The 20,342-nt window shown below is 64.4% G+C and carries 24 protein-coding genes; 15 read left to right on the plus strand and 9 right to left on the minus strand.

Going from position 1 to position 20,342, the window contains the following annotated elements; translation table 11 throughout:
- The first annotated feature begins 155 nt into the window (after positions 1-155).
- On the plus strand, positions 156-998 hold the full coding sequence (locus IWY39_RS09090; RefSeq protein WP_107125763.1) for a zinc-ribbon domain-containing protein: 843 nt from the start codon (positions 156-158) through the stop codon (positions 996-998).
- Positions 999-1,178: 180 nt separating this feature from the next.
- Here the strand turns inward: IWY39_RS09090 and IWY39_RS09095 are convergent, their stop codons facing one another.
- Positions 1,179-2,084 carry a pirin family protein gene (locus tag IWY39_RS09095; RefSeq protein WP_107125764.1) on the minus strand — a complete coding sequence of 302 codons (906 nt, stop codon included), beginning with the start codon at positions 2,082-2,084 and terminating at the stop codon, positions 1,179-1,181.
- Complete coding sequence (locus IWY39_RS09100; protein ID WP_019052180.1) at positions 2,084-2,371, minus strand: BolA family protein; 288 nt, start codon at positions 2,369-2,371, stop codon at positions 2,084-2,086. Before IWY39_RS09100 ends, IWY39_RS09095 begins: the two co-directional genes overlap by 1 nt.
- Positions 2,372-2,415: 44 nt before the next feature.
- On the opposite strand from IWY39_RS09100, the gene IWY39_RS09105 reads away from it, so the two are divergent.
- The 7 genes from IWY39_RS09105 (at position 2,416) to IWY39_RS09135 (ending at position 8,768) form a co-directional block, all read left to right on the plus strand.
- Positions 2,416-3,036, plus strand: a complete 621-nt coding sequence (locus IWY39_RS09105) for a J domain-containing protein (protein ID WP_107125765.1) — start codon at positions 2,416-2,418, stop codon at positions 3,034-3,036.
- Positions 3,037-3,324: 288 nt separating this feature from the next.
- The gene (locus IWY39_RS09110; RefSeq protein WP_196871424.1) at positions 3,325-4,629 is read left to right on the plus strand and encodes an Hsp70 family protein; all 1,305 of its coding nucleotides are present in this window, start codon (positions 3,325-3,327) and stop codon (positions 4,627-4,629) included.
- 86 nt (positions 4,630-4,715) lie between these two features.
- On the plus strand, positions 4,716-5,723 hold the full coding sequence (cobS, locus tag IWY39_RS09115) for a cobaltochelatase subunit CobS (RefSeq protein ID WP_107125767.1): 1,008 nt from the start codon (positions 4,716-4,718) through the stop codon (positions 5,721-5,723).
- A gap of 16 nt (positions 5,724-5,739) precedes the next feature.
- Entirely contained in the window at positions 5,740-6,036 is a 297-nt protein-coding gene (locus tag IWY39_RS09120; protein ID WP_017181181.1) for a nucleotidyltransferase family protein, read from the plus strand.
- A complete protein-coding gene (locus tag IWY39_RS09125; RefSeq protein WP_229380717.1) occupies positions 6,026-6,373 on the plus strand; it encodes a HepT-like ribonuclease domain-containing protein in 348 nt (115 codons plus the stop codon). Before IWY39_RS09120 ends, IWY39_RS09125 begins: the two co-directional genes overlap by 11 nt.
- Positions 6,370-8,196: a cobaltochelatase subunit CobT gene (cobT, locus tag IWY39_RS09130; protein WP_017181183.1), complete on the plus strand. Its 1,827-nt coding sequence runs from the start codon at positions 6,370-6,372 to the stop codon at positions 8,194-8,196. Before IWY39_RS09125 ends, cobT begins: the two co-directional genes overlap by 4 nt.
- A gap of 101 nt (positions 8,197-8,297) precedes the next feature.
- On the plus strand, positions 8,298-8,768 hold the full coding sequence (locus tag IWY39_RS09135; RefSeq protein ID WP_107125768.1) for a GreA/GreB family elongation factor: 471 nt from the start codon (positions 8,298-8,300) through the stop codon (positions 8,766-8,768).
- A gap of 96 nt (positions 8,769-8,864) precedes the next feature.
- Here the strand turns inward: IWY39_RS09135 and IWY39_RS09140 are convergent, their stop codons facing one another.
- The 3 genes from IWY39_RS09140 to IWY39_RS09150 all read right to left on the minus strand — a co-directional run bounded on the left by IWY39_RS09140 (position 8,865) and on the right by IWY39_RS09150 (position 10,362).
- Complete coding sequence (locus IWY39_RS09140; RefSeq protein WP_017181185.1) at positions 8,865-9,356, minus strand: Dps family protein; 492 nt, start codon at positions 9,354-9,356, stop codon at positions 8,865-8,867.
- Between the two features lie 99 nt (positions 9,357-9,455).
- The gene (locus IWY39_RS09145; RefSeq protein ID WP_107125769.1) at positions 9,456-10,022 is read right to left on the minus strand and encodes a TMEM165/GDT1 family protein; all 567 of its coding nucleotides are present in this window, start codon (positions 10,020-10,022) and stop codon (positions 9,456-9,458) included.
- Between the two features lie 13 nt (positions 10,023-10,035).
- On the minus strand, positions 10,036-10,362 hold the full coding sequence (locus IWY39_RS09150) for a hypothetical protein (RefSeq protein ID WP_017181187.1): 327 nt from the start codon (positions 10,360-10,362) through the stop codon (positions 10,036-10,038).
- 203 nt (positions 10,363-10,565) lie between these two features.
- Here IWY39_RS09150 and rpmG point away from each other — a divergent pair, with 203 nt between their 5' ends.
- Positions 10,566-10,733 (plus strand): 50S ribosomal protein L33, encoded by a 168-nt coding sequence (gene rpmG, locus IWY39_RS09155; protein ID WP_017181188.1) that lies wholly within the window; start codon positions 10,566-10,568, stop codon positions 10,731-10,733.
- A 182-nt stretch (positions 10,734-10,915) separates the two neighbouring features.
- Here the strand turns inward: rpmG and IWY39_RS09160 are convergent, their stop codons facing one another.
- Both IWY39_RS09160 and IWY39_RS09165 read right to left on the minus strand, forming a co-directional pair.
- Positions 10,916-12,781, minus strand: coding sequence for a PhoX family protein (locus IWY39_RS09160; RefSeq protein WP_107125770.1), 1,866 nt, complete (start codon positions 12,779-12,781; stop codon positions 10,916-10,918).
- A gap of 134 nt (positions 12,782-12,915) precedes the next feature.
- On the minus strand, positions 12,916-13,278 hold the full coding sequence (locus IWY39_RS09165; protein ID WP_017181190.1) for a response regulator: 363 nt from the start codon (positions 13,276-13,278) through the stop codon (positions 12,916-12,918).
- Between the two features lie 71 nt (positions 13,279-13,349).
- Between IWY39_RS09165 and IWY39_RS09170 the strand changes: the two genes are divergently transcribed.
- The 4 genes from IWY39_RS09170 (at position 13,350) to IWY39_RS09185 (ending at position 15,973) form a co-directional block, all read left to right on the plus strand.
- Positions 13,350-13,637: a DUF3572 domain-containing protein gene (locus tag IWY39_RS09170; RefSeq protein WP_019052169.1), complete on the plus strand. Its 288-nt coding sequence runs from the start codon at positions 13,350-13,352 to the stop codon at positions 13,635-13,637.
- Entirely contained in the window at positions 13,634-14,290 is a 657-nt protein-coding gene (locus IWY39_RS09175) for a hypothetical protein (protein WP_017181192.1), read from the plus strand. The genes IWY39_RS09170 and IWY39_RS09175 overlap by 4 nt, the downstream gene beginning before the upstream one ends.
- Positions 14,287-14,751, plus strand: coding sequence for a RidA family protein (locus IWY39_RS09180; RefSeq protein ID WP_107125771.1), 465 nt, complete (start codon positions 14,287-14,289; stop codon positions 14,749-14,751). Before IWY39_RS09175 ends, IWY39_RS09180 begins: the two co-directional genes overlap by 4 nt.
- Before the next feature lie 88 nt (positions 14,752-14,839).
- Positions 14,840-15,973, plus strand: coding sequence for a GNAT family N-acetyltransferase (locus IWY39_RS09185; protein ID WP_107125772.1), 1,134 nt, complete (start codon positions 14,840-14,842; stop codon positions 15,971-15,973).
- On the opposite strand, the gene IWY39_RS09190 is transcribed toward IWY39_RS09185, so the two are convergent.
- Complete coding sequence (locus IWY39_RS09190; protein ID WP_017181195.1) at positions 15,970-16,266, minus strand: hypothetical protein; 297 nt, start codon at positions 16,264-16,266, stop codon at positions 15,970-15,972. The two genes, IWY39_RS09185 and IWY39_RS09190, sit on opposite strands and share 4 nt — an antisense overlap.
- A gap of 232 nt (positions 16,267-16,498) precedes the next feature.
- Between IWY39_RS09190 and IWY39_RS09195 the strand changes: the two genes are divergently transcribed.
- Positions 16,499-17,767, plus strand: a complete 1,269-nt coding sequence (locus tag IWY39_RS09195) for a multidrug effflux MFS transporter (RefSeq protein ID WP_107125773.1) — start codon at positions 16,499-16,501, stop codon at positions 17,765-17,767.
- Positions 17,768-17,809: 42 nt separating this feature from the next.
- On the opposite strand, the gene IWY39_RS09200 is transcribed toward IWY39_RS09195, so the two are convergent.
- On the minus strand, positions 17,810-19,390 hold the full coding sequence (locus IWY39_RS09200) for an amino acid permease (RefSeq protein ID WP_107125774.1): 1,581 nt from the start codon (positions 19,388-19,390) through the stop codon (positions 17,810-17,812).
- Between the two features lie 156 nt (positions 19,391-19,546).
- Here IWY39_RS09200 and pgeF point away from each other — a divergent pair, with 156 nt between their 5' ends.
- Positions 19,547-20,308, plus strand: a complete 762-nt coding sequence (pgeF, locus tag IWY39_RS09205) for a peptidoglycan editing factor PgeF (protein WP_107125794.1) — start codon at positions 19,547-19,549, stop codon at positions 20,306-20,308.
- Positions 20,309-20,342 lie beyond the last annotated feature (34 nt).

A 20,342-nucleotide genomic window follows, 5' to 3' on the forward strand; every position in this document is an offset into this window, starting at 1 on the left:
GCTCGCGCGCTCCCTGCTTCCCCGGAGTGACAGCCATGGCACAGTGGGCGGGCAGCCGTAAAGCCCGGCCCGCATCCGACCGCGAGTCGCGACGGAATGACGTCAACATAAGTTGACCGCTTGCGCGCGAGTCCATGCCATGCCTATGAAGCGACATGATACTGGTGTGCCCCAATTGCGCGACGCGCTATGTCGTGCCGGACAGCGCCGTCGGTCCGGCCGGCCGCCAGGTCCGCTGCGCCGCGTGCAAGCATAGCTGGTTCCAGCAGCCTGCCGCCCTGCCACCGCGCGAAAGCGGGCCGGACGAGGTGCCTGCTCCGCCGCCGGTCCAGCCTCCCGCTCCGCCGCCGCCGGTCGCAGAGCCGGTCGAAGCAGTCGCCGCGCCCGCGCCTGAACCCGTACCTGCCCCCGCACCGGAAGCCCCCCCGGCTGAAACCGTCGTGCCGGAGGACGCGCCCCCCGTCGCGCCGCCGATCGCTGCGCCTGCGGACAACCGTATTGACGACATTTACGCCGGTGCGCCGGTCGATCCCGCACAGGACAGCCAGTTCGCGCCCGCGCCGCCGTTCAAGCCTCGCCGCAATCCGATCAAGCTATGGACCTATGCCGCGATCGCCTTTGCCCTGGTCGTGGCGGCGGCGGGCGGCGCCTTTTATTATTTCGGCCCGCCCGGATGGGCGGTCAGCCTGGGACTGGTCGCCGAAGAGGGCGATCCTGACCTGCTCTTCTACCTGTCCAAACCCGCAGAGCGGCGCAAGCTGCCGACTGGCGAGGAATATTTCGCCTTTGGCGCGCGGATCGTGAACAGCGGGACACAGGCGCTGCCGGTGCCGCCGGTGCTGGTGCAGTTGCGCGACCGGCAGAACCGGCTGGTGTTCAGCTGGACGACGAAGGCGGACAAGAACCGCCTGAAGCCGGGCGAGGAAGCGTCGATCAACGAAAGCCGGATCGACATCCCCAAAAATGCCGAGAATCTGTCGCTGGCCTTCGTGCAGTAGGCAAGGGCGCGTCCAGCCTCCCCCACCCCTCCTTCATCGTCATGCTGAACTTGTTTCAGCATCCATTTCGCGTCTCCAGCCACGGCTTTTGGGGCATGATGGATCCTGAAATAAATTCAGGATGACGTCGTGGGATAACGAAAAGTCATATGCAATTCCCCTCCCCGAAATGGGGAGGAATTACGGATAGCTGACCGTCTTGGGTCGGCCCTGCGGGATGGGAATGAACTCCTGATCGTCGCCGGGGATCAGCGGGAAGCGGAGGGCGTCCCAATCCTCGCGCGCCTGCATCAGCCGGTCCTGGCGGGAGGACACGAAGTTCCACCAGACATGGCGCGGCGTTTTGAAGGCTTCGCCGCCGCACAGGACGACCCGGCCGCCATCGACGCTCATCAGCGTGGCGCTGGTGCCGGGGCGCAGGACGTAGAGCGTCTGGGGCGCGAGCATCATCCCGTCGAGCGCGGCATCACCGCCCGACACATAGATGGCGCGCTCGTCGGCTGACGGGTCGATCGGTACGCGGCCGCCGGGCGACAGCTGGATGTCGGCATAGATGGTGTCGGCATAGGTGGTGACGGGTGAGCGTTCGCCCCAGAGCGACCCCATGATGACGCGGGCGCGCACCCCATGCGCCTCGATCACCGGCAGGCCGCCTTCGCCGACATGCTCGAACGCGGGGTCCATTTCCTCTTGGCGGTCGGGCAAGGCGAGCCAGGTCTGGATGGCGGACAGTTTGGAGAGCTTGGCGCGTTCTTCGTCGGGGGAACGCTCACTATGAACGATGCCCTTGCCCGCCGTCATCAGATTGACCGCGCCCGCCTCGACAATCTGTTCCGTGCCCAGCGAATCGCGGTGGAAGAAAGCGCCTTCATACATATAGGTCACGGTGGCGAGGTTGATGTGCGGATGGGGGCGGACATCAATCCCCTGCCCCGCGCCGATCTTGGCTGGCCCGGCCTGATCGAAGAAGATGAACGGGCCGACCATCGTACGCCCCTTGGCAGGGAGCGAACGGTGGACCTTGAAATCGCCCAGATCATGGGTGGTGGGCGTGATCGTCTGGATGACGAGATCATCGAGGGTCATCAGGCTTCTCCGGGTGCGCGGGCCTTGATCGCAAGGGCGTGGACCTTGTCGCGCAGCAGGTCGGCGAGCGCTGCGTTGACCATGCGCTGGCGGGCGACGCGGCTCTGGCCGGTGAAGCGATCCGACACGATGTCTACGGTGAAATGGCTTTCGCCAGAGCCGTCATGCCCCGCATGGCCCCGATGCTTTTCGCTGTCGTCGATCACGGCGAGCTGTTGCGGCGCCAGGGCATTTTGCAGCCGCGTTTCGATTTCGGTGGCCACTGGGCCTTTCAGAATCTGGGTCATGCCGCCTATATAGTCGCTTTGCCGCGACTTGCATCAGGACAACTTTGTCGACCGACCCTTTCTCGACCCGCCGCTTCAACCGCTTCCATGGCCGGGTGGAGGGCGACCGCCCCTGCTGGGTGAGTGGCTGCCCCGAACCGGGCGAGTTCCGCGCGCCGCCGCTGGAGGGCAGCGCCCGTCCCGGCGATGAAGGGCCGCGCTGGCGCTGGCTGTGCCTGGACCATGTGCGCGAATTCAATCAGGGCTATAATTTCTTCACCGGCATGTCGCCGGAGGAAATCGCCGCCGCCCAGCGCCCCTTTGCCGGGTGGGAGCGGGAGACGCGCGCCTTTTCGTCCAACGCCCACAGCCCGCCGCCCAAATGGTCCGACTTCTCCGACCCGCTCGACGCCATCGGCGCGAAGTTCAAGGAACGGGTGGCCAAGGCGCGGGCCGATGCGCAGATGCGGCAGGACGGCCAGTTTCTGTCGACCGAGGACCGCAAGGCGCTGCGCGTCATGGAACTGGACATTGACGCGGATCGCAAGGCTTTGCGGATGCGCTACACCGCACTGCTGCGCCGCTATCACCCCGATCATAATGGCGGCGACCGCAGCCACGAACGCGCGTTGCAGGCGGTGATCGAGGCCTATGGCCATTTGAAGAAGGCAGCGGTTTTCGCCTGAAGTTTCCGTGATGGTCAAAACTGTTCCCGCGCAGGCAGGAACCCAGTTCAGACAGCGGGACTGGGTTCCCGCCTGCGCGGGAACACGGATAGCTTAACTTCGCATATTTCCCGGCAAATTCGACATTTTCATGCATGATTACGTAATTTAATTACGTTTCGTGTGTTGCGATTAACGATCGGAAAGAGCCGTGGCAGAGCATGGCAGCATAGTCGCGTGTAGGACAGCCTTGTCCCGATGCGATGGCGATGCCATAGGGCGCGGCCCCCCTTCCCCGGAGACAAAAGCATGCAGGATGTGCCGCGCGCGCTGGGCCTGGATTTCGGCACGACCAACAGCGTCGTGGCGATTGCCAACGGCCAGCAATCCGATCTGGTCGAATTTGCCGGTAGCCAGGCGACCGGGGCGGTGTTCCGTTCCGCGCTCTGCTTCTGGCATGAGGAAGGCGTCAAGGGCGGCCTGGCACATGAGGCCGGGCCGTGGGCGATCGCGGAATATATGGAATATCCCGAAGACAGCCGCTTCCTCCAGTCGTTCAAGTCGGTCGCCGCCAGCCCGATTTTCGAGAGCGCCAACATATTCGAAAAGCGCTACCGCTTCGAGGAACTGGGGGCGATGTTCCTGACGCATATGGTTGGCCATGCGGGCGGGGCATTGGACCAAAGGCCGGAGCGGATCGTCGTCGGGCGGCCCGTGACCTATGCCGGGTCGCGGCCTGACGAGGCGCTGGCGCGCAAACGCTATGACGCGATGTTCGCCGATTTCGGCATGGACATTCATTATGTCTATGAGCCGCTGGGCGCGGCCTTCAGCTATGCCAGCCGCCTGACCCAGGCTGCGACGATCCTGGTCGCGGACTTTGGCGGCGGCACCAGCGATTTTTCGATCGTGCGGGTGGAAGCGCCCAACCAGACGGCGGGCGCGGCGCGGCGGGCGACCCCGCTGGGATCGGCAGGCATCGGCATTGCAGGCGACCGTTTCGACTATCGGATCATGGACCATCTGGTGCTGCCGATGCTGGGCAAGGGCGGCAGTTACCAGTCGTTCGGCAAGACGCTGGAGATACCGCGCAGCTATTTCGCCGACTTTGCCGACTGGTCGCGCCTTGCGCTGATGCGCAACCGGCGGACGATGGACGAGCTGACGCGGTTGCAGAAATCGGCTGACGATCCCGCCGCGATCGGGCGGATGATGACGGTGATCGAAAAGGAACTGGGCTATCCGCTCTATGACGCGGTGGGCAGCCTGAAGCGGGCGCTGTCGACACAGGACAAAGCGGATTTCCGCTTTGCCGGTGGCGGGCTGGAGATCGAGACGCAGGTGAGCCGCGCCGATTTCGAGCGCTGGATCGCGCCCGACATCGCCCGGATCGAGGGATGCGTGGACAAGGCGCTGGCGACCGCCGGGGTGGCGCCGCACGCCATCGACCGGGTGTTCCTGACCGGCGGATCGTCGCTGATTCCGGCGATCCGCGGCATATTCGACGCGCGCTTCGGGGCGGAGCGGATCGCGACCGGGGGCGAACTGACATCTATCGCGCACCGGCTGGCGCTGATCGGGCAGGAGGCCAATCTGGCCCAATGGGCCGCTTGATCCGACGCGCCCTTGCCCCCACTCTATCGACACGCCGTTGATGGATCGGCTACGGCAGGCGTGACTCGCAGGAAGATGAAGACCCGATGACTGATATTTCCAACGTTCAGCCCGATACGCGCGCCGAAACGCTGATGGATGCCCCCGACCGGTTCGTGGACGCCCGCGATGTGTTCGGCATCGACATCGACATGCAGATCCCTGCTTTCAGCGAAGCCGACGAGCGGGTGCCTGACCTTGATCCCGCCTATGTGTTCGACCCGGACACCACGCTGGCGATCCTGGCGGGCTTTGCGTTCAACCGGCGCGTCATGGTGCAGGGCTATCATGGCACCGGCAAGTCGAGCCATATCGAGCAGGTCGCTGCGCGCCTGAAATGGCCGTGCATCCGCATCAACCTGGACGCGCATATCAGCCGTATCGATCTGGTCGGGCGTGACGCCATCGTCCTGAAGGATGGCCAGCAGGTCACCGAATTCAAGGAAGGCCTGCTCCCCTGGTCGTTGCAGCGGCCGGTCGCGCTGGTGTTCGACGAATATGATGCCGGTCGCCCCGACGTGATGTTCGTCATTCAGCGCGTGCTGGAAACCGACGGCAAGATGACGCTGCTCGACCAGAATCGGGTGATCCGCCCCAACCCCTATTTCCGCCTGTTCGCGACCGCCAATACCGTCGGTCTGGGCGATACGACCGGCCTGTATCATGGCACGCAGCAGATCAACCAGGGCCAGATGGACCGATGGAATCTGGTGGTGGCGCTCAACTATCTGCCCGCCGCGACCGAGGCGCAGGTGGTGCTGGCCAAGTCCGGCGAATATGATCATGAGGGCGGCCGCAAGGAAGTCGAAAATATGATCAAGGTCGCCGAACTGACGCGGCAGGGCTTCATCAACGGCGATATTTCGACCGTCATGTCGCCGCGCACCGTGATCAGCTGGGCGCAGAATGCGCTGATCTTCAAAAATGTCGGCTTCGCCTTCCGCCTGTCCTTCCTCAACAAGTGCGATGAGGCGGAACGGGCGCTGGTGGCCGAATATTATCAGCGCGTGTTCGGCAAGGATCTGCCGGAAAGCGTGGTCGGGAAAGCGGGGTAAAAGCCGCAGGAGTGTCATGGACAAGCAGACAGCCATTGCCCGCCTGAAAGCCCATGAAGCAGAATTGCGGGCCATGGGCGTCGTGAGCCTGTCGCTGTTCGGATCGACCGCGCGCGGGGATGCGCGGTCGGATTCGGACGTGGATGTCGCCGTGACCATCGACGACGCCGCCCGCATGGACCTGTTCCGCTTTGCGGCCATGTCGAGCTGGCTGGGAGACTGGCTGGACGTTCGGGTCGATCTGGTCAGCGAACCGGCGCGGAAAGCGCGCTTCCAGGCGGAAATCGACAGGGATCGCGTGCGTGTCTTCTAGTCGGGAACAGCATCGGCTGCTGGACATCGTGGAAAATTGCGATGCGATTGCAGTCTATATCGACGGAATGGACTATGCGCGTTTCGCCGCCGATCGCAAAACCATCGACGCGTCGGAACGCTGTTTGCAGCGGATCACCGAAGCGGTGATCAAGATCGGCAAGAACCGGATGGCGGCAATTGCCCCATCCATTCCGGCCGACGCCGTCCGGGGATTGGGAAATATGTTGCGGCACCATTATGATGCGCTGGATTTGAGGATCATTTTCGCCACGATGACCGACAGCCTGCCTGTTTTGCGCGCGGCCTGCCTTGCAGCGCTGAAGGATCTGCCATGACCGAACGCTCCCCTCTCGACGCTTTCAAGGACGTGCTGTCGGGGACGGCGCGGTCGATGGCGCGCGACATGGAAGTGGAAGTGGGCTTTACCGCCGACGCGCCGCATCTGGCGGGCAAGGCGATCAAGGTGCCGACGCCTGCGCGCACCCTGCCCGCCGATCAGGTGGCGCTGGCGCGCGGCTTTGCCGACGCCAATGCGCTGAAATTGCGGCATCACAGTGCGAAAATCCATGCCGCCTCCGCGCCGGGCGAGGCCGTGGCGCGGGCGGTGTTCGACGCGGTCGAGCAGGCGCGGGTCGAGGCGATCGGCTCCAGGCAGATGGAGGGGGTGCGCGCCAACCTCAACCATGCGCTCGACATGCGGTTGAAGTCCGACGCGATCCGCCGGGCGCGGTCTGCGGACGAGGTGCCGCTGTCCACCGCGCTGGCGCTCAAGGTGCGCGAGCGGCTGACGGGCCAGGCGATCCCCAAGGACGTCGCGGCGGGCGTGGCGCTGGTGGAGGAATGGATCGAGGACAAGGCCGGGTCTGACCTGGACGCGCTGGCGCTGGCGATCGACGACCAGCGCGCTTTCCAGAAGCTGACCACCGCGATGCTGGAGCATCTCGCGCTGATCGACGCCGACGTGCCGCCCGATACCGAAGAGCCCGAAGCCCAGGACGAGGGCGACGATGAGGAGGATCAGTCCGAGGACGGCGATTCGGGGCAGGACGAGTCGGGCGACAGCGATGTGAATGCCGAGGCCCGCGCCGAGGATCAGGGCGGCGATACCGAGGACGGCGAAACCGAATATAGCGACGATTTCGACGCCGACAGCGAAGCGGGCGCGGACGATATGGGCGAGGAAGGCATGATGCCGGTCCGCCCCAACCGGCCGACGTCCGACCTGCCGCCCGGCTTCGATTACAAGGCCTATACGCTCAAGCATGACGAGATCGTCACTGCCGAGGAATTGTGCGACGAGGATGAGCTGATCCGGCTGCGCGGTTTCCTCGACCAGCAACTCGTCAGCTTGCAGGGGGCAGTGACCAAATTGGCCAACCGGCTGCAACGGCGGTTGATGGCGCAGCAGTCGCGGTCCTGGGATTTCGACCAGGATGAAGGGATGCTGGACGCCGCACGGCTGGCGCGCGTCATCATCGACCCGACCCGGTCGCTGACCTACAAGATCGAACGCGATACCGAGTTTCGCGATACGGTGGTGACGCTGCTGATCGACAATAGCGGCTCCATGCGGGGGCGGCCGATCAGCATCGCGGCGATCAGCGCCGACATCATGGCGCGCACGCTGGAGCGGTGCGGGGTCAAGACCGAGATATTGGGCTTTACCACGCGGGCGTGGAAGGGTGGGCAGGCGCGCGAGGAATGGCTGGCCGCCGGACGCCCGCCGATGCCGGGGCGGCTTAACGACCTGCGCCATATCGTCTATAAGAAGGCAGACGAGCCATGGCGGCGTGCGCGCAAGAATCTGGGCCTGATGATGCGCGAAGGGCTGTTGAAGGAAAATATCGACGGCGAAGCGCTGCTCTGGGCGCATGGCCGGTTGATCGCCCGCAATGAAGAGCGGCGCATATTGATGGTGATTTCCGACGGCGCGCCGGTGGATGACAGCACCTTGTCGGTCAATAGCGGCACCTATCTGGAACGCCATTTGCGGCAGGTGATCGACTGGATCGAGAATCGATCGCCGGTGCAGCTGGTCGCGATCGGCATCGGCCATGACGTGACCCGCTATTACAAGCGCGCGGTGACCATCATGGACGCCGAGCAACTGGGCGGGACGATGGTGGAGCAGCTGGCCGGTTTGTTCGATGAGGATTGACCCTCAATATCATTCGGGCTGAGCGACCGTCGAAGCCTTGTCCGTCTCTTCACCTTCGACTTCGCTCAGGGCGAACGGATAATAATGTCTAGGAGAGCGTCATGAGTGTCGCCTTTCGTCGCGAGGGCGATGATGAGCATATGGAGCCCAAGTTCGAACTGCCGATCCCGCCGGGACCGAATTGGGTGACGACGCGCGGATTGCGGCTGACGCGGGGGAAGGTCGAGGCGCTGGAGGCGGTCGATCTGAGCGGCATGGCCGAGGAGGATGCCAAGAAGCATAGCCGCGTGCTGCGCTATTGGCGCACGCGGCTGGCGACGGCGGAACTGCGCCCGACCGCGACGGGCGACGCCGTGGCGTTCGGATGCCGGGTGACCTATCGGATCAATGGACGGGACAAGACGGTCGGACTTGTCGGCGATGATGAGGCCGATCCGGCGGAAGGGCGGATCAGCTTCTCCGCCCCGCTGGCGCGCGCGATGATGGATGCGACGGTCGGCGAGACGGTCGATTTCGCCGGCAAGCCCGATGCGGTGGAGATCGTGGCGATCACTTTAATCGACGAACAATAGTCATGGCGTACCCCGGCGAAGGCCGGGGTCCAGTTCCTCGCTCAGGACTGGACCCCGGCCTTCGCCGGGGAACAACTGCGTGTAATGCGCGACGGCTTACGCGCCGCGACCCGCTTCGAACAGGAACCAGGCGCGCTGTTCGGCCTGATCGGTCCAGTCGTCGACAATGCCTTCGGTGGCGTTGTCGCCCGCTTCGGTCGCGGCAGCCTTCACTGCGCGGAAGGATTCGACCAGCGCCAGATTGTCGTTGCGCAATTCCATCAGCATGTCGGCGGGGCTGACAAATTCGGCGTCATTGTCAGTGAGGCTCTGATGACGCGAAATATCGCCGATCGAGCGCAGGGTGACATTGCCGGTCTTGCGCACGCGCTCGGCAATCAGGTCCGTGGTGGCCAGGATTTCGGCGGCCTGTTCATCGAACATCAGATGATAGTCGCGGAAATGCGGGCCGGAAACGTGCCAGTGAAAATTCTTGGTCTTGAGATACAGCGCATAGCTGTCCGCCAGAACGCCGTTGAGCGCCTGCGCAACGGTCTTGGTAGCGTTGTTCTTAAGGTCGGTGGGGGTCTTGAGATCGGCGGCGGTCATATGTCCTCCTGGGCAATGCGAATTGGTTTCGGACATATAATGATTAAAGGCCGATATGGTGCCACGGAAAAACGCGATCAGCCTGATGGAAGAAAGCGATCAGACCAGCGCCAGCGCCGACAGCGCCAGCATCGCGCCCACCAGCAGTAACAGCGCGGCGCCGCCCAGCCGGATCGCGCGGATGGGCAGGATGGCGAAAATCCGGTCCCGCAGCAGCACGACGGGCACGGAGGCCGCGATCACGCCGATCGCGCCGCCCATCGCCGCCAGCACCGGATTGCCGCTATGGGTGGTGATCCCCAGAATCAGAAATTGCGGGCCATCGCCAAAGCCCAGGATGAACAGGCCCAGCATCGTGGTGACGAATGCGCCGGTCGGCCAGCTGGCCAGCGGATCGGGCGATGTGACCGGCCATAACAGGCCGATCCCCAGAAACAGGACGGAAAGCGAGAGGAAGAGCAGGCGCGGGTCCGAACCCAGCATCGGGCCGATCCAGGCTCCGGCGGTGGCGGACAGCGCCGCATTGGCGATGGCGGCAACGACGATGCCCGCGATCACTGCGCCATTGCGCTGAAAGCGGGTTGCGAGCGCAAGGACGAGCAACTGGCTCTTGTCGCCGATTTCGCCAAGCAGACAGCCGAGCAGGGCAAGCAGCAGGGCGTCCATCGGCGGCGCTGGTTCAGGCGCGCAGGGTGGCGATGGGGGCGGGCGAGCGCTGCGCGATGATCGGCACGATGTCGGCCGCGCGCATGTCGCTGCTGATCGCGTCGCGCATCAGATCGAGATAGGACAGGACCACCGGACCAAGGCCATGGAGCGAGAGCGCCGATTCGAGCGTTCCGGCCAGTCCTTCGACCACATCGAGGTGGAAGGCGCGGGCGATGTGGCGAATCTGGTCGACTTCATCGTGCAGCCGGACGACCGACAGATGACCGCGCTGGCCCGCCAGCCCGTCGACCCGGCGCATCAGGTCGGCCAATATCGCCAGCATCGGATCATGTCGCATGGGAAAGCCCCTTCCCTGTCCTGTCGTCCCCATGGGCATGATGCGCCTGTCTGGTTAAGACCGGGTAAACCGGCCAAAACCGGCGTGCCAACCTTGACAGCGCGGCGAATCTGCCCCATGGGCCACCGCTGAAACGGGGCGGTCCTGACATTTGGCGGGCCGCTCTTACTTTTTTTATAGTTCACGACCGGGGACACAAGGCCATGGCCAAGCCAGCAACTGTCAAGATTCGCCTCGTCAGCACCGCTGACACCGGCTTCTTCTACGTCACCAAGAAGAATCCGCGCACCCAGACCGAAAAGTTCAGCTTCAAGAAGTATGACCCGGTCGTGCGCAAGCATGTCGAGTTCAAGGAAGCCAAGATCAAGTGACGGCAAGGCGGCGTTAGCCGCCGGTCGTCATCCCGGCCTTGCGCCGGGGTCCAGGGTTCCAGGCGTTATGCCGGAATTGTAAAAGGCCCGTTCCACCACTGGAACGGGCCTTTTGCTGTTTGCCGGGATTATCCACCGTCATTCCGGCAAAAGCCGGAATGACGGTGGAACAGGATCAGCGATCAGTTACCGACCGGCTGGCTGTCCGTGCGGCGAACCACGATCGTCGAGGAGCGCGGCTGCTGGCCGGATACGGGCCAGTTGCCGGTGGGATGCTGGATGTTGACGAAGAAGGTCTTGAGGTCCGGCGTATAGGCAAGGCCGGTAATCTCGCACCCCTTCGGGCCGACCAGGAAGCGCTTGGACTCCTTGGTCGTCTGGTCGATGTAGAACATGGCGTTCTGGCCGAAAATATCCTCGATCGACTTGCCGGTCACGCCGGACGTGCCCGGAATGCTATGGTCGGTCTGGACCCACAGGCGACCCTTGGGGTCGATACGGATGCCATCGGGGCTGGAGAAAGTGTCGCCCTTGATGTCGCCGACCAGATTGGCGCCGCCCGACGCCAGCGCCGGATCGCCCGCCAACAGGAAGATTTCCCAGCTGAACTTGGTGGCGAGCGGCGAATTGCCCTCTTCCTTGAACTTGATGATGTGGCCGTGACGGTTGGTGACGCGCGGGTTGGCCGGATCGGTGACGCGGCGGCCGCTATTGTTGGTGAGCGTCACGAACACGGCGCTGTTGTCGGGCGCGACCGTGATCCATTCGGGACGGTCCATGATGGTCCCGCCCGCAACGCGCGCCGCCGACTGGCAGTTGATCAGCACGTCGGCCTGATTGGCGAAATTGACCGTCGCGGGGGCAGGCGGCGTGGTGGACTGGCTGACATTGCCGGGATCGGACGCGCCGACGATCAGGCCGTTCTGACCCTGTACCAGCGCGCGCCATTCGCCCGTGCCATCGCCGTTGAAGCGGGCGACATAGAGCGTGCCATAGTCGAGCAGGTCGATATTGGCCGCCCTGTTCGCGGTGGAGAAAGCGCGGTCGGGGATGAATTTATAGATGCAGCCCGGCGTCGAATCGTCACCCATGTAGAAGGCGACGCGGCGGTCGGCATTGGCCATATAGGCGACATTTTCATGGCTGAAGCGGCCCATGGCGGTGCGCTTGGTCGGGGCGGCCAGTTCCTGATAGGGGTCGATTTCGACCACCCAGCCATAGTCATTTTCAGGCTGGACCGGATCGAGATAATTGTCGGTCGTCTCCTCGCAGGTGAGGTAGGTGCCCCAGGGGGTGCGGCCCGACGAGCAATTGTTGAGCATGCCCTTGATCGACGCCGACAGCAGGCCCGCAGCCGGACCACCGGCGCGATAGAGGCTGTTGCCGGTATAGCGCTTGTTGAAGCGCGAACCCGCCTTGACCGCCCATTTGCCGTCGCTGCCCTTGGCGATTTCGACCACGCCGATGCCGACGGCTGACAGGGCGATCTTCTTCTGGTCGGCGGTGGCGGTGGCCGGATCGTAGGAACCGGACATCAGGATGTTGAAGTCGGGATATTCGAAGTTGAGCGCCAGCAGGCCGCCATTATTGGCGTCCACGCCTGACAGGTCGAAATATTCCATGCCGTCATGGTTGCCGCCCGCCCATTTTTCAGCGTCGGCCGGGGTGGGGAAGCTGCCCGAATAGGGGGTGCCGGTTTCCACCGAATCGCCCGCCTTCAGCAGCACGTCGACGGTGTAGCCGGTCGGCACGGTGACGGTGTCGTTCATATTGGCGGCGACGGGGGCGAAGCTGACGGTGTAGCTGTCGGTCGGCGTCGGGGTCGGCGTGGGTGTGGGCGTCGGGGTGGGCGCGCCGTCATCATCATCGTCGCAAGCGGCCAGCGTGCCCAGCATCGGCAGGATCGACAGGCCCAGCAGGCCGTTCTTCAGGATCGTGCGGCGCGCCGGATTGGCCGCGACGATGGCTTCCAGGCTGTTGTCGCCCATGGAAATGGTCGGCTGCGCATCGCGATAGGGCGCGCGCGCTTCGTCGGTCAGATGGGACATGATGATTACCCTTATTGCGGTTCCGGGCCGTCGGCAGAGCGCCGCGCCCCTGTGGCCGTCGGGCAGTGCCAGTCAGGGATGACAGGCGGACGGCGGCACCGGGTCAGGGTGATGAAAGCGACATGACAGGCTTGTTACAGCAGGCTGTTCACCTGTTCGACAAAGCGCAGCACCGAAATGGGCTTGGAAACATAGGCCTGCGCCCCGGCGGCGCGAATCCGTTCCTCGTCCCCCTTCCCGGCATAGGCGGTGACCGCCATGATCGGCACGCTGGACAGCCGGTCGTCGGCCTTCAGGGAAATGATGAGGTCCAGCCCGCTGACATGGGGCAGGTGAATGTCCGTGATGACAAGGTCGGGCAGAAAGTCGCGCGCCTGCGCCAGCACGTCGCGACCGTCACGCATCGGCAACACTTCATGGCCATGCGCACGCAGCAAATCGCAAAAAAGTTTCAGATTGAGTTCGTTGTCCTCGACAACAAGCACGCGCTTTGCCACCAGTCACCCATAATTTCCAAGCAGCCCCGAAGCGCGCCACATCCTGGCCGCACCCCCGCCGAGACCCGATCATGCGACCCGACACCCATAATGGCAAGCGAGATAGCGGCGCAGACCCCGCGACGCTGGCGCTGATGGCGCTGGGCTGGATTCTGGCCGACGGGCAGCGGGCCGACCGGCTGCTGGCGCTGACCGGCCTGGACAGCGACACCCTGCGCGCGGGGATCGACAATCCGGCGATATTGGGCGCGGTGCTGGCCTTTCTGGCGGATCATGAGCCGGACCTGATCGCCTGTGCCGAGGCGATCGACACATCGCCCGACATCTTGATCGCCGCGCAGGAGAGACTGAGCCGATGAACCGCCCGCTGATCATCACCGATTGCGACGAGGTGCTGCTGCACATGGTCGTGCCGTTCCGCGACTGGCTGGACGAAACGCATAATGTGCATTTCGACATGCATGATCGCGGCTTTGCAGAGGCGCTGCGGCACAAGGATAGCGGGCAGGTCGTCGAGCGCGAACTGGTATGGGGGTTGCTGGTCGCATTTTTTGATACCGAAATGCACCGGCAGACGCCGATCGCGGGCGCGGTCGCCGCGCTGGGGCGGCTGGCGCAGGTCGCCGACATCGTCGTGCTGACCAATATCGGCGAGCGCCATCACCAGTTACGGGTCGAGCAGCTGGCGGCGTTTGGCCTCGACTTCCCGGTCCAGTGGAATCACGGGCCGAAGGGCGAACCGCTGGCCGCGATCGTCGCCGCGCATGATGCCAGCGTCGCGCTGTTCATCGACGATCTGGCCGAACATCACACGTCTGTCGCGCGCCATGCGCCCGACGTGTGGCGGCTGCACATGGTCGGCGAGCCGGAGATCGCCATAACCGTGCCTGCCGCGCCGCACGCCCATGCGCGGATCGACAATTGGGCAGCGGCTGAACGCTGGATCATGGAAAAGCTGGCCACCGGACCGGCACCAATCGAAACATCCTACACTGACGGAGCCTTATCATGAGCATCGACGCCCGCCTTGCCGAACTCGGCATCACCCTGCCCCAGGCCGCCGCCCCGGTCGCCGCCTATGTGTCGAGCGTGGAGGCCAACGGCCTGCTGCATATTTCCGGGCAGATTTCGCTGGCCCCCGACGGTTTGATGACCGGACGTCTGGGCGAGGACAGGGACCTGGATTATGGCGTCGCCGCCGCGCGCATCTGCGGCCTCAACCTGATCGCGCAGATGAAGGCGGCGCTCGGCAGCCTCGACCGGGTCGAGCGGGTGGTGAAGCTGGGCGCGTTCATCGCCAGCGCGCCATCCTTCACGGACCAGCCCAAGGTGGCCAATGGTGCGTCCGAACTGATGGTCGAAGTGTTTGGCGAGGCAGGCAAGCACACCCGCAGCGCCGTGGGCGTGCCGGTGCTGCCGCTGGGCGCGGTCGTGGAAATCGACGCCGTCGTGCTCGTCCGCGCCGCTGGCTGACGCGACGGACCTTGCGCAACAGCCGGGGCGACACAATGTCCCCGGCTGTGATTGAAGCAGCCAGACCCGATCGCGTGAAGGCACGCCGATGACTGATGTGGTGGCGCGTATCGCGGCAGGCGTGGCGGAGCTGCCGCGTGCGCAGTGGGATGCCTGCGCAGGGGCCGACAACCCGTTCGTCAGCTGGGATTTCCTGAGCGCGCTGGAGCGGTCGGGCAGCGTAGGCGAAGGGACCGGCTGGCAACCCCTGCCGCTGATGATCGACGGGGCGGACGGGCGCATCGCCGCCGCCGCGCCGCTCTATGCCAAGAGCCACAGCCAGGGCGAATATGTGTTCGACCATGGCTGGGCCGATGCCTGGGAACGGGCGGGCGGGCGCTATTATCCCAAGATCCAGATCGCCGCGCCTTTCTCTCCCGTGCCCGGTCCCCGGCTGCTGCTGCGCGACCGCAGCCTTGCCCCGGCGTTGATCGCGGGGATCGAGACGCTGGTGGAGCGCAACCACCTGTCGTCCGCCCATGCGACCTTCGTGGCGCCGGACCAGGTCGGCGATTTCGAGGCGGCGGGCTGGCTGATTCGCGAGGACAGCCAGTTTCACTGGTCCAATCGCGGTTATGGCAGTTTCGATGATTTCCTGGCCGACCTGTCGAGCGCGAAGCGCAAGAATATCCGCAAGGAACGCGCACGGGCGGTCGAAGGGCTGGACATCGTCCACCTGACCGGGCCGGATCTGACCGAGGCGCATTGGGATATATTCTGGGATTTCTATCAGGATACCGGCGCGCGCAAATGGGGAACGCCCTATCTGACGCGATCCTTCTTCTCGTTATTGGGCGAGACGATGGCCGACCGGGTGCTGTTGATGCTGGCGCTGCGCCAGGGCCAAGCGGTTGCAGGGGCGCTCAACCTGATCGGCGCGGATACGCTATACGGCCGCTATTGGGGCTGTAACGAGGAGGTGCCGAACCTCCATTTCGAGCTATGCTATTATCAGGCGATCGACGTCGCGATCGCGCGCGGCCTTGCTCGCGTCGAAGCGGGCGCGCAGGGCGGACACAAGCTGGCGCGCGGCTATGCCCCGGAACCGACCTTTTCCGCGCATTATATTCCCGATGCCGGGTTTCGGCGCGCAGTGGCCGATTTCCTGACCGCCGAGCGGGCAGGCGTGCAGCAGGACCGGCTATGGCTGGCCGGGCGGACGCCGTTCAGAAAGGCTGATTAGGCGGCGCGCGCCTGCGTCAGGGCGATCCACGCGCGGGCCTGACGCTGGGCCTCGGCGATTTCGCGGGCGGTCATTTCCTCGGCAATTTCGGCCCGCATCGCCTGGCCTTCTTCGCTGCCGCCAAGGGCCGCCAGGTTGAACCATTTATGCGCTTCGATCAGGTCGATCGGCATGTCGCCGGTGCCGCAGCTATAGGCGACGCCCAGATCGAAACAGGCCTCTGCCGATCCGCTGGCCGCCCGCGCCATGCGGCTCTCGATTAGAAACTGCGCACTCTTGATACTATTGCCCATGACCCTGTTCCCTTTTCCAACGCTAACCCAATGGTCGACAACCCTTGTTCTTTTTCCACGAAGAGCAGGTTGGACCGGCAGCCGCTAAAAAATGGTTAACGGCTTTGACCGTTTGTCGGGCCGGACTCGCGCGATTGCGGGGGCGGGCAAGGTTAATGGGTGTAGCGCGGGGCAGCGAATAGTAGCATTTTAGGACTGGCATCGGCGCATCTTAGTCCCCATAGCCGGACCCATGGCCCAAAATCCCCCTTCCCCGCCAGCAGGCAAGGACATCCAGTTTCGCGAATTCGTGCTGCTATGCGCCTGCCTCATGGCGATGAACGCCCTGTCGATCGACCCCATGCTGCCTGCCCTGCCCGCCATCGGCCGCGATCTGGCGATCGCGCAGCCCAATGACCGGCAGTTGATCATCAGCGTCTATTTTCTGGGGCTGGGCATCGGGTCGCTGCTGTTTGGCGTCCTGTCCGACCGTTATGGCCGCAAGAAGGTGCTGGGCTGGGCGATGCTGTTGTTCATCCTCTCGTCCATGGCCTGCGCAGCGGCGCAAAGCTTCCCGGTCATGCTGATCGGCCGCGCCTGCGCCGGCTTTTTCGCCGGAGCGAGCCGCGTCATCACCGTGGGAATTGTACGCGACCGTTTCCGGGGCGATGCGATGGCGCGGGTCATGTCGCTGATCTTTGCGGTGTTCATGCTGATCCCGGTGATGGCCCCCAGTTTCGGGCAGGCGATCCTGTGGATCGCGCCGTGGCGCTGGATCTTCTGGGCGCTGGCGATAATGGCGAGCCTGATCCTGCTATGGCTGATGGCGCGGATGCCCGAAACATTGCGACCGGAAAACCGGATGCGAATCACGGTCGGCGGGCTGTTGCACACGGTCGGGACGATCATGCGCACGCGCAGTTCGATCGGCCATATGCTGGCCAGCGGCGTGGTGATGGGCGGATTGATCGGCTTCATCCTGTCGGTGCAGCAGATTTTCTTCGACGTGTTCAAGGCGGAAGAAGTTTTCCCGATCGCCTTCGCCCTGATGGCGGCCGGCATGGGGGTCGGCAGCCTGGTCAACAGCCGGCTGGTATCACGCTTTGGCGCGCGGCGGCTGAGTCAGGCGGCGCTGATCGCCTTCATCCTGATCGCCATCGTCCATGTGAGCGTCATCCTGTCGGGGCGGGAGACGATCGTCACCTTCATGCTGTTGCAGGGGATAACGATGCTGACCGTCGCCTTCACCGCGTCCAATTTCAGCGCGATCTCGATGGAGCCATTTTCGAAAGGTGCGGGCGTCGCTTCCTCCTTTCAGGCGTTCCTGACCACCGCCCTGTCCGCGACGCTGGGCAGCATCGTGGGCCGCGCGTTCAACGGCACCACCTTGCCGCTGGCCATGGGGCTGCTGGTGTTCGGCTCCTTAAGCTTCCTGATCGTGATCTGGGCGGAGCGGGGCAGGCTGTTCACCCGGCCCAACAATAGCGGGCTGCGCGACGTAGAGTTTGAAACGGTCCACTGAACGACAAACGGGGCGGTGTTACCCGCCCCGTTCGATGTTCGATCAGGCGTCCTTTCCGCCCGGCGTATGCGCGCCGGGCAGCGGCGGCACCGGCTGGGGCGGGATGCCCTCATCATGCTCCGGCAGATCGCTCACCCCGCGCCCCACATGGCTGCGGCTGCGGCTATAGGCGAAATAGACGATCAGGCCGACCGCCGCCCAGCCCACGAACATCAGCTTGGTTTCGACGCCCAGGCTCCAGAACAGATACATGCAGCCCAGAATCGCGATCGGCGCGGTGACCATGATCGCCGGGGTGCGGAAGGGCCGCCTGCGCGCCGGGTCGGTGCGGCGCAGCACCAGCACCGCGATCGACACGGCGGCAAAGGCGAACAGGGTGCCGGAGTTGGAGATGTCCGCCAGGATGCCGACGGGGAAGAAGGCGGCGAACAGCGCGACGAAGATGCCGGTCAGGATGGTGATGACATAGGGCGTCTTGTAGGTCGGATGGACTTTGGAGAACATCGCCGGCAACAGGCCGTCGCGGCTCATGACGAAGAAGATGCGGGTCTGGCCGAACATCATCATCAGGATGACCGAAGGCAGGGCGAGACCAGCGGCCAGGCCAAGCAGATTGCCGATCTGGGGCCAGCCGATTTCGCGCAAGGTCCAGGCCAGCGCTTCCTTCGAGCAGGTGACGGCTTCGGTACCGGCGGCGGCCAGCGCGGCGCATTGTTGCGACAGCGCGGTCGATCCGGGTGCCAGGGCAATGCCGCCCTGCGCAATCGGGATGCCGCCTTCGGTCACCGGCTGCGCGCCCACGGTGCCGATGACGCCTGCGGCAACCAGCATGTAGAAGATGGTGCAGATGCCGAGCGAACCGATCAGGCCGATCGGCATGTTACGCTGGGGGTTCTTGGTTTCTTCAGCGGCCGTGGACACGGCGTCGAAGCCCACATAGGCGAAAAAGATCGAGGCGGCGGCAGCGGAAATACCCGAAAAGCCGAGCGGGGCGAAGGGCGTGAACTTGTCCATGTTCATGACCGGCAGCGCCAGCACGATGAACAGCGTGAGCGCCGCGACCTTGATCAGCACCAGCACGGCGTTGACCGACGCGCTTTCCTTGGTGCCGATGACCAGCAGCCAAGTGACCAGACCGGCGATCAGCATCGCGGGCAGGTTGACCACGCCGCCATCGAACGGTCCCCGCGTCAGCAGATCGGGAATGTCCATGTGGAATGTATGTTCGATCAACCCCACGACATAGCCGGACCAGCCGACCGACACCGCGCCCGCCGCGACCGCATATTCCAGGATCAGCGCCCAGCCGACCATCCAGGCGATCAATTCGCCCATCACCGCATAGCTATAGGTATAGGCGGAGCCGGACACGGGCACCATCGCCGCCATTTCCGCGTAGCAGAGCGCCGCCACGGCGCAGACGAAGCCGGCGATGACGAAGGCGATCATCATGCCCGGCCCGGCCTTTTGCGCGGCTTCGGCCGTCAGCACGAAAATGCCGGTGCCGATAACGGCCCCGATGCCGAGCATGGTGAGCTGGAATGCGCCCAGCGAACGATGCAGCGATTTCTTCTCTGCCGTCGCCAATATGGCGTCGAGAGATTTTACGCGCCCGAATATCATGAATGGAAACCCTTTATCTTGCGATGTCTTGCCCCGGCGGCCGGATCACCCGCCCCCTTTTGCTATGGGACCGGAGACTATCGCCTAATCGCGCGCGCGCAAGTATGTTGCGCGACCAAGACATGACCATCCATGGTCGAATGATGAGGAGTGATGATGATCGACCTGCTGACAGCACCCGGCCTGCATGACCTGCCCCATGGCTTTGCCGGGCGGCGCGGCGGGGTGTCGGAGGGTGTTCATGCCGGTCTGAATGTCGGCCTGGGGTCGCAGGATGATCGCGCGGCAGTGCTGCGCAACCGCGAACTGGCGCGCGACGCGGTGATGCCCGGCGCGGCGCTGGTGACGGTGCATCAGGTCCATTCGCCCGATGTCGTGACGGTCAGCGCCGCGGTGCCGGACGCCAAGCGCCCCGCCGCCGACGGGATGGTGACGGATCGGCCGGGCCTGTTGCTGGGGATATTGACCGCGGACTGCGTGCCCGTGCTGTTTGCCGACCGGGCGGCGGGCGTGGTCGGCGCGGCCCATGCCGGATGGAAGGGGGCGATCGGCGGGGTGACCGATGCGACGATCGCGGCGATGACGGCGCTGGGAGCGCAGCGGGAGCGGATCGGCTGCGCGATCGGTCCCTGCATCGGGCGCTCCTCCTATGAGGTGACGCTGGATTTCGCCGAGCGGTTCGAGCGGGACGATGCCGATAATGCGCGCTTCTTCACGGCGGGGCGGCTGGGGCATGTGCAGTTCGACATTGCCGCCTATGTCGCGTCCCGACTGGCGGCGGCCGGGGTCGGACGGATCGATCTGCTGGATGAGGATACGTACAGCCAGCCGGACCGCTTTTTCAGCTATCGCCGGTCCTGCCATCGCAACGAGCCGGATTATGGGCGGCAATTATCGATGATCGGCCTGCCAGCATAGTCGGATTGAGAGGGGCGGTCAGGGACGATTTCCG

Origin of the sequence: Sphingobium sp. JAI105 (assembly GCF_015752145.1) — a bacterium.
Classification (GTDB): Bacteria; Pseudomonadota; Alphaproteobacteria; order Sphingomonadales; family Sphingomonadaceae; genus Sphingobium; species Sphingobium xenophagum.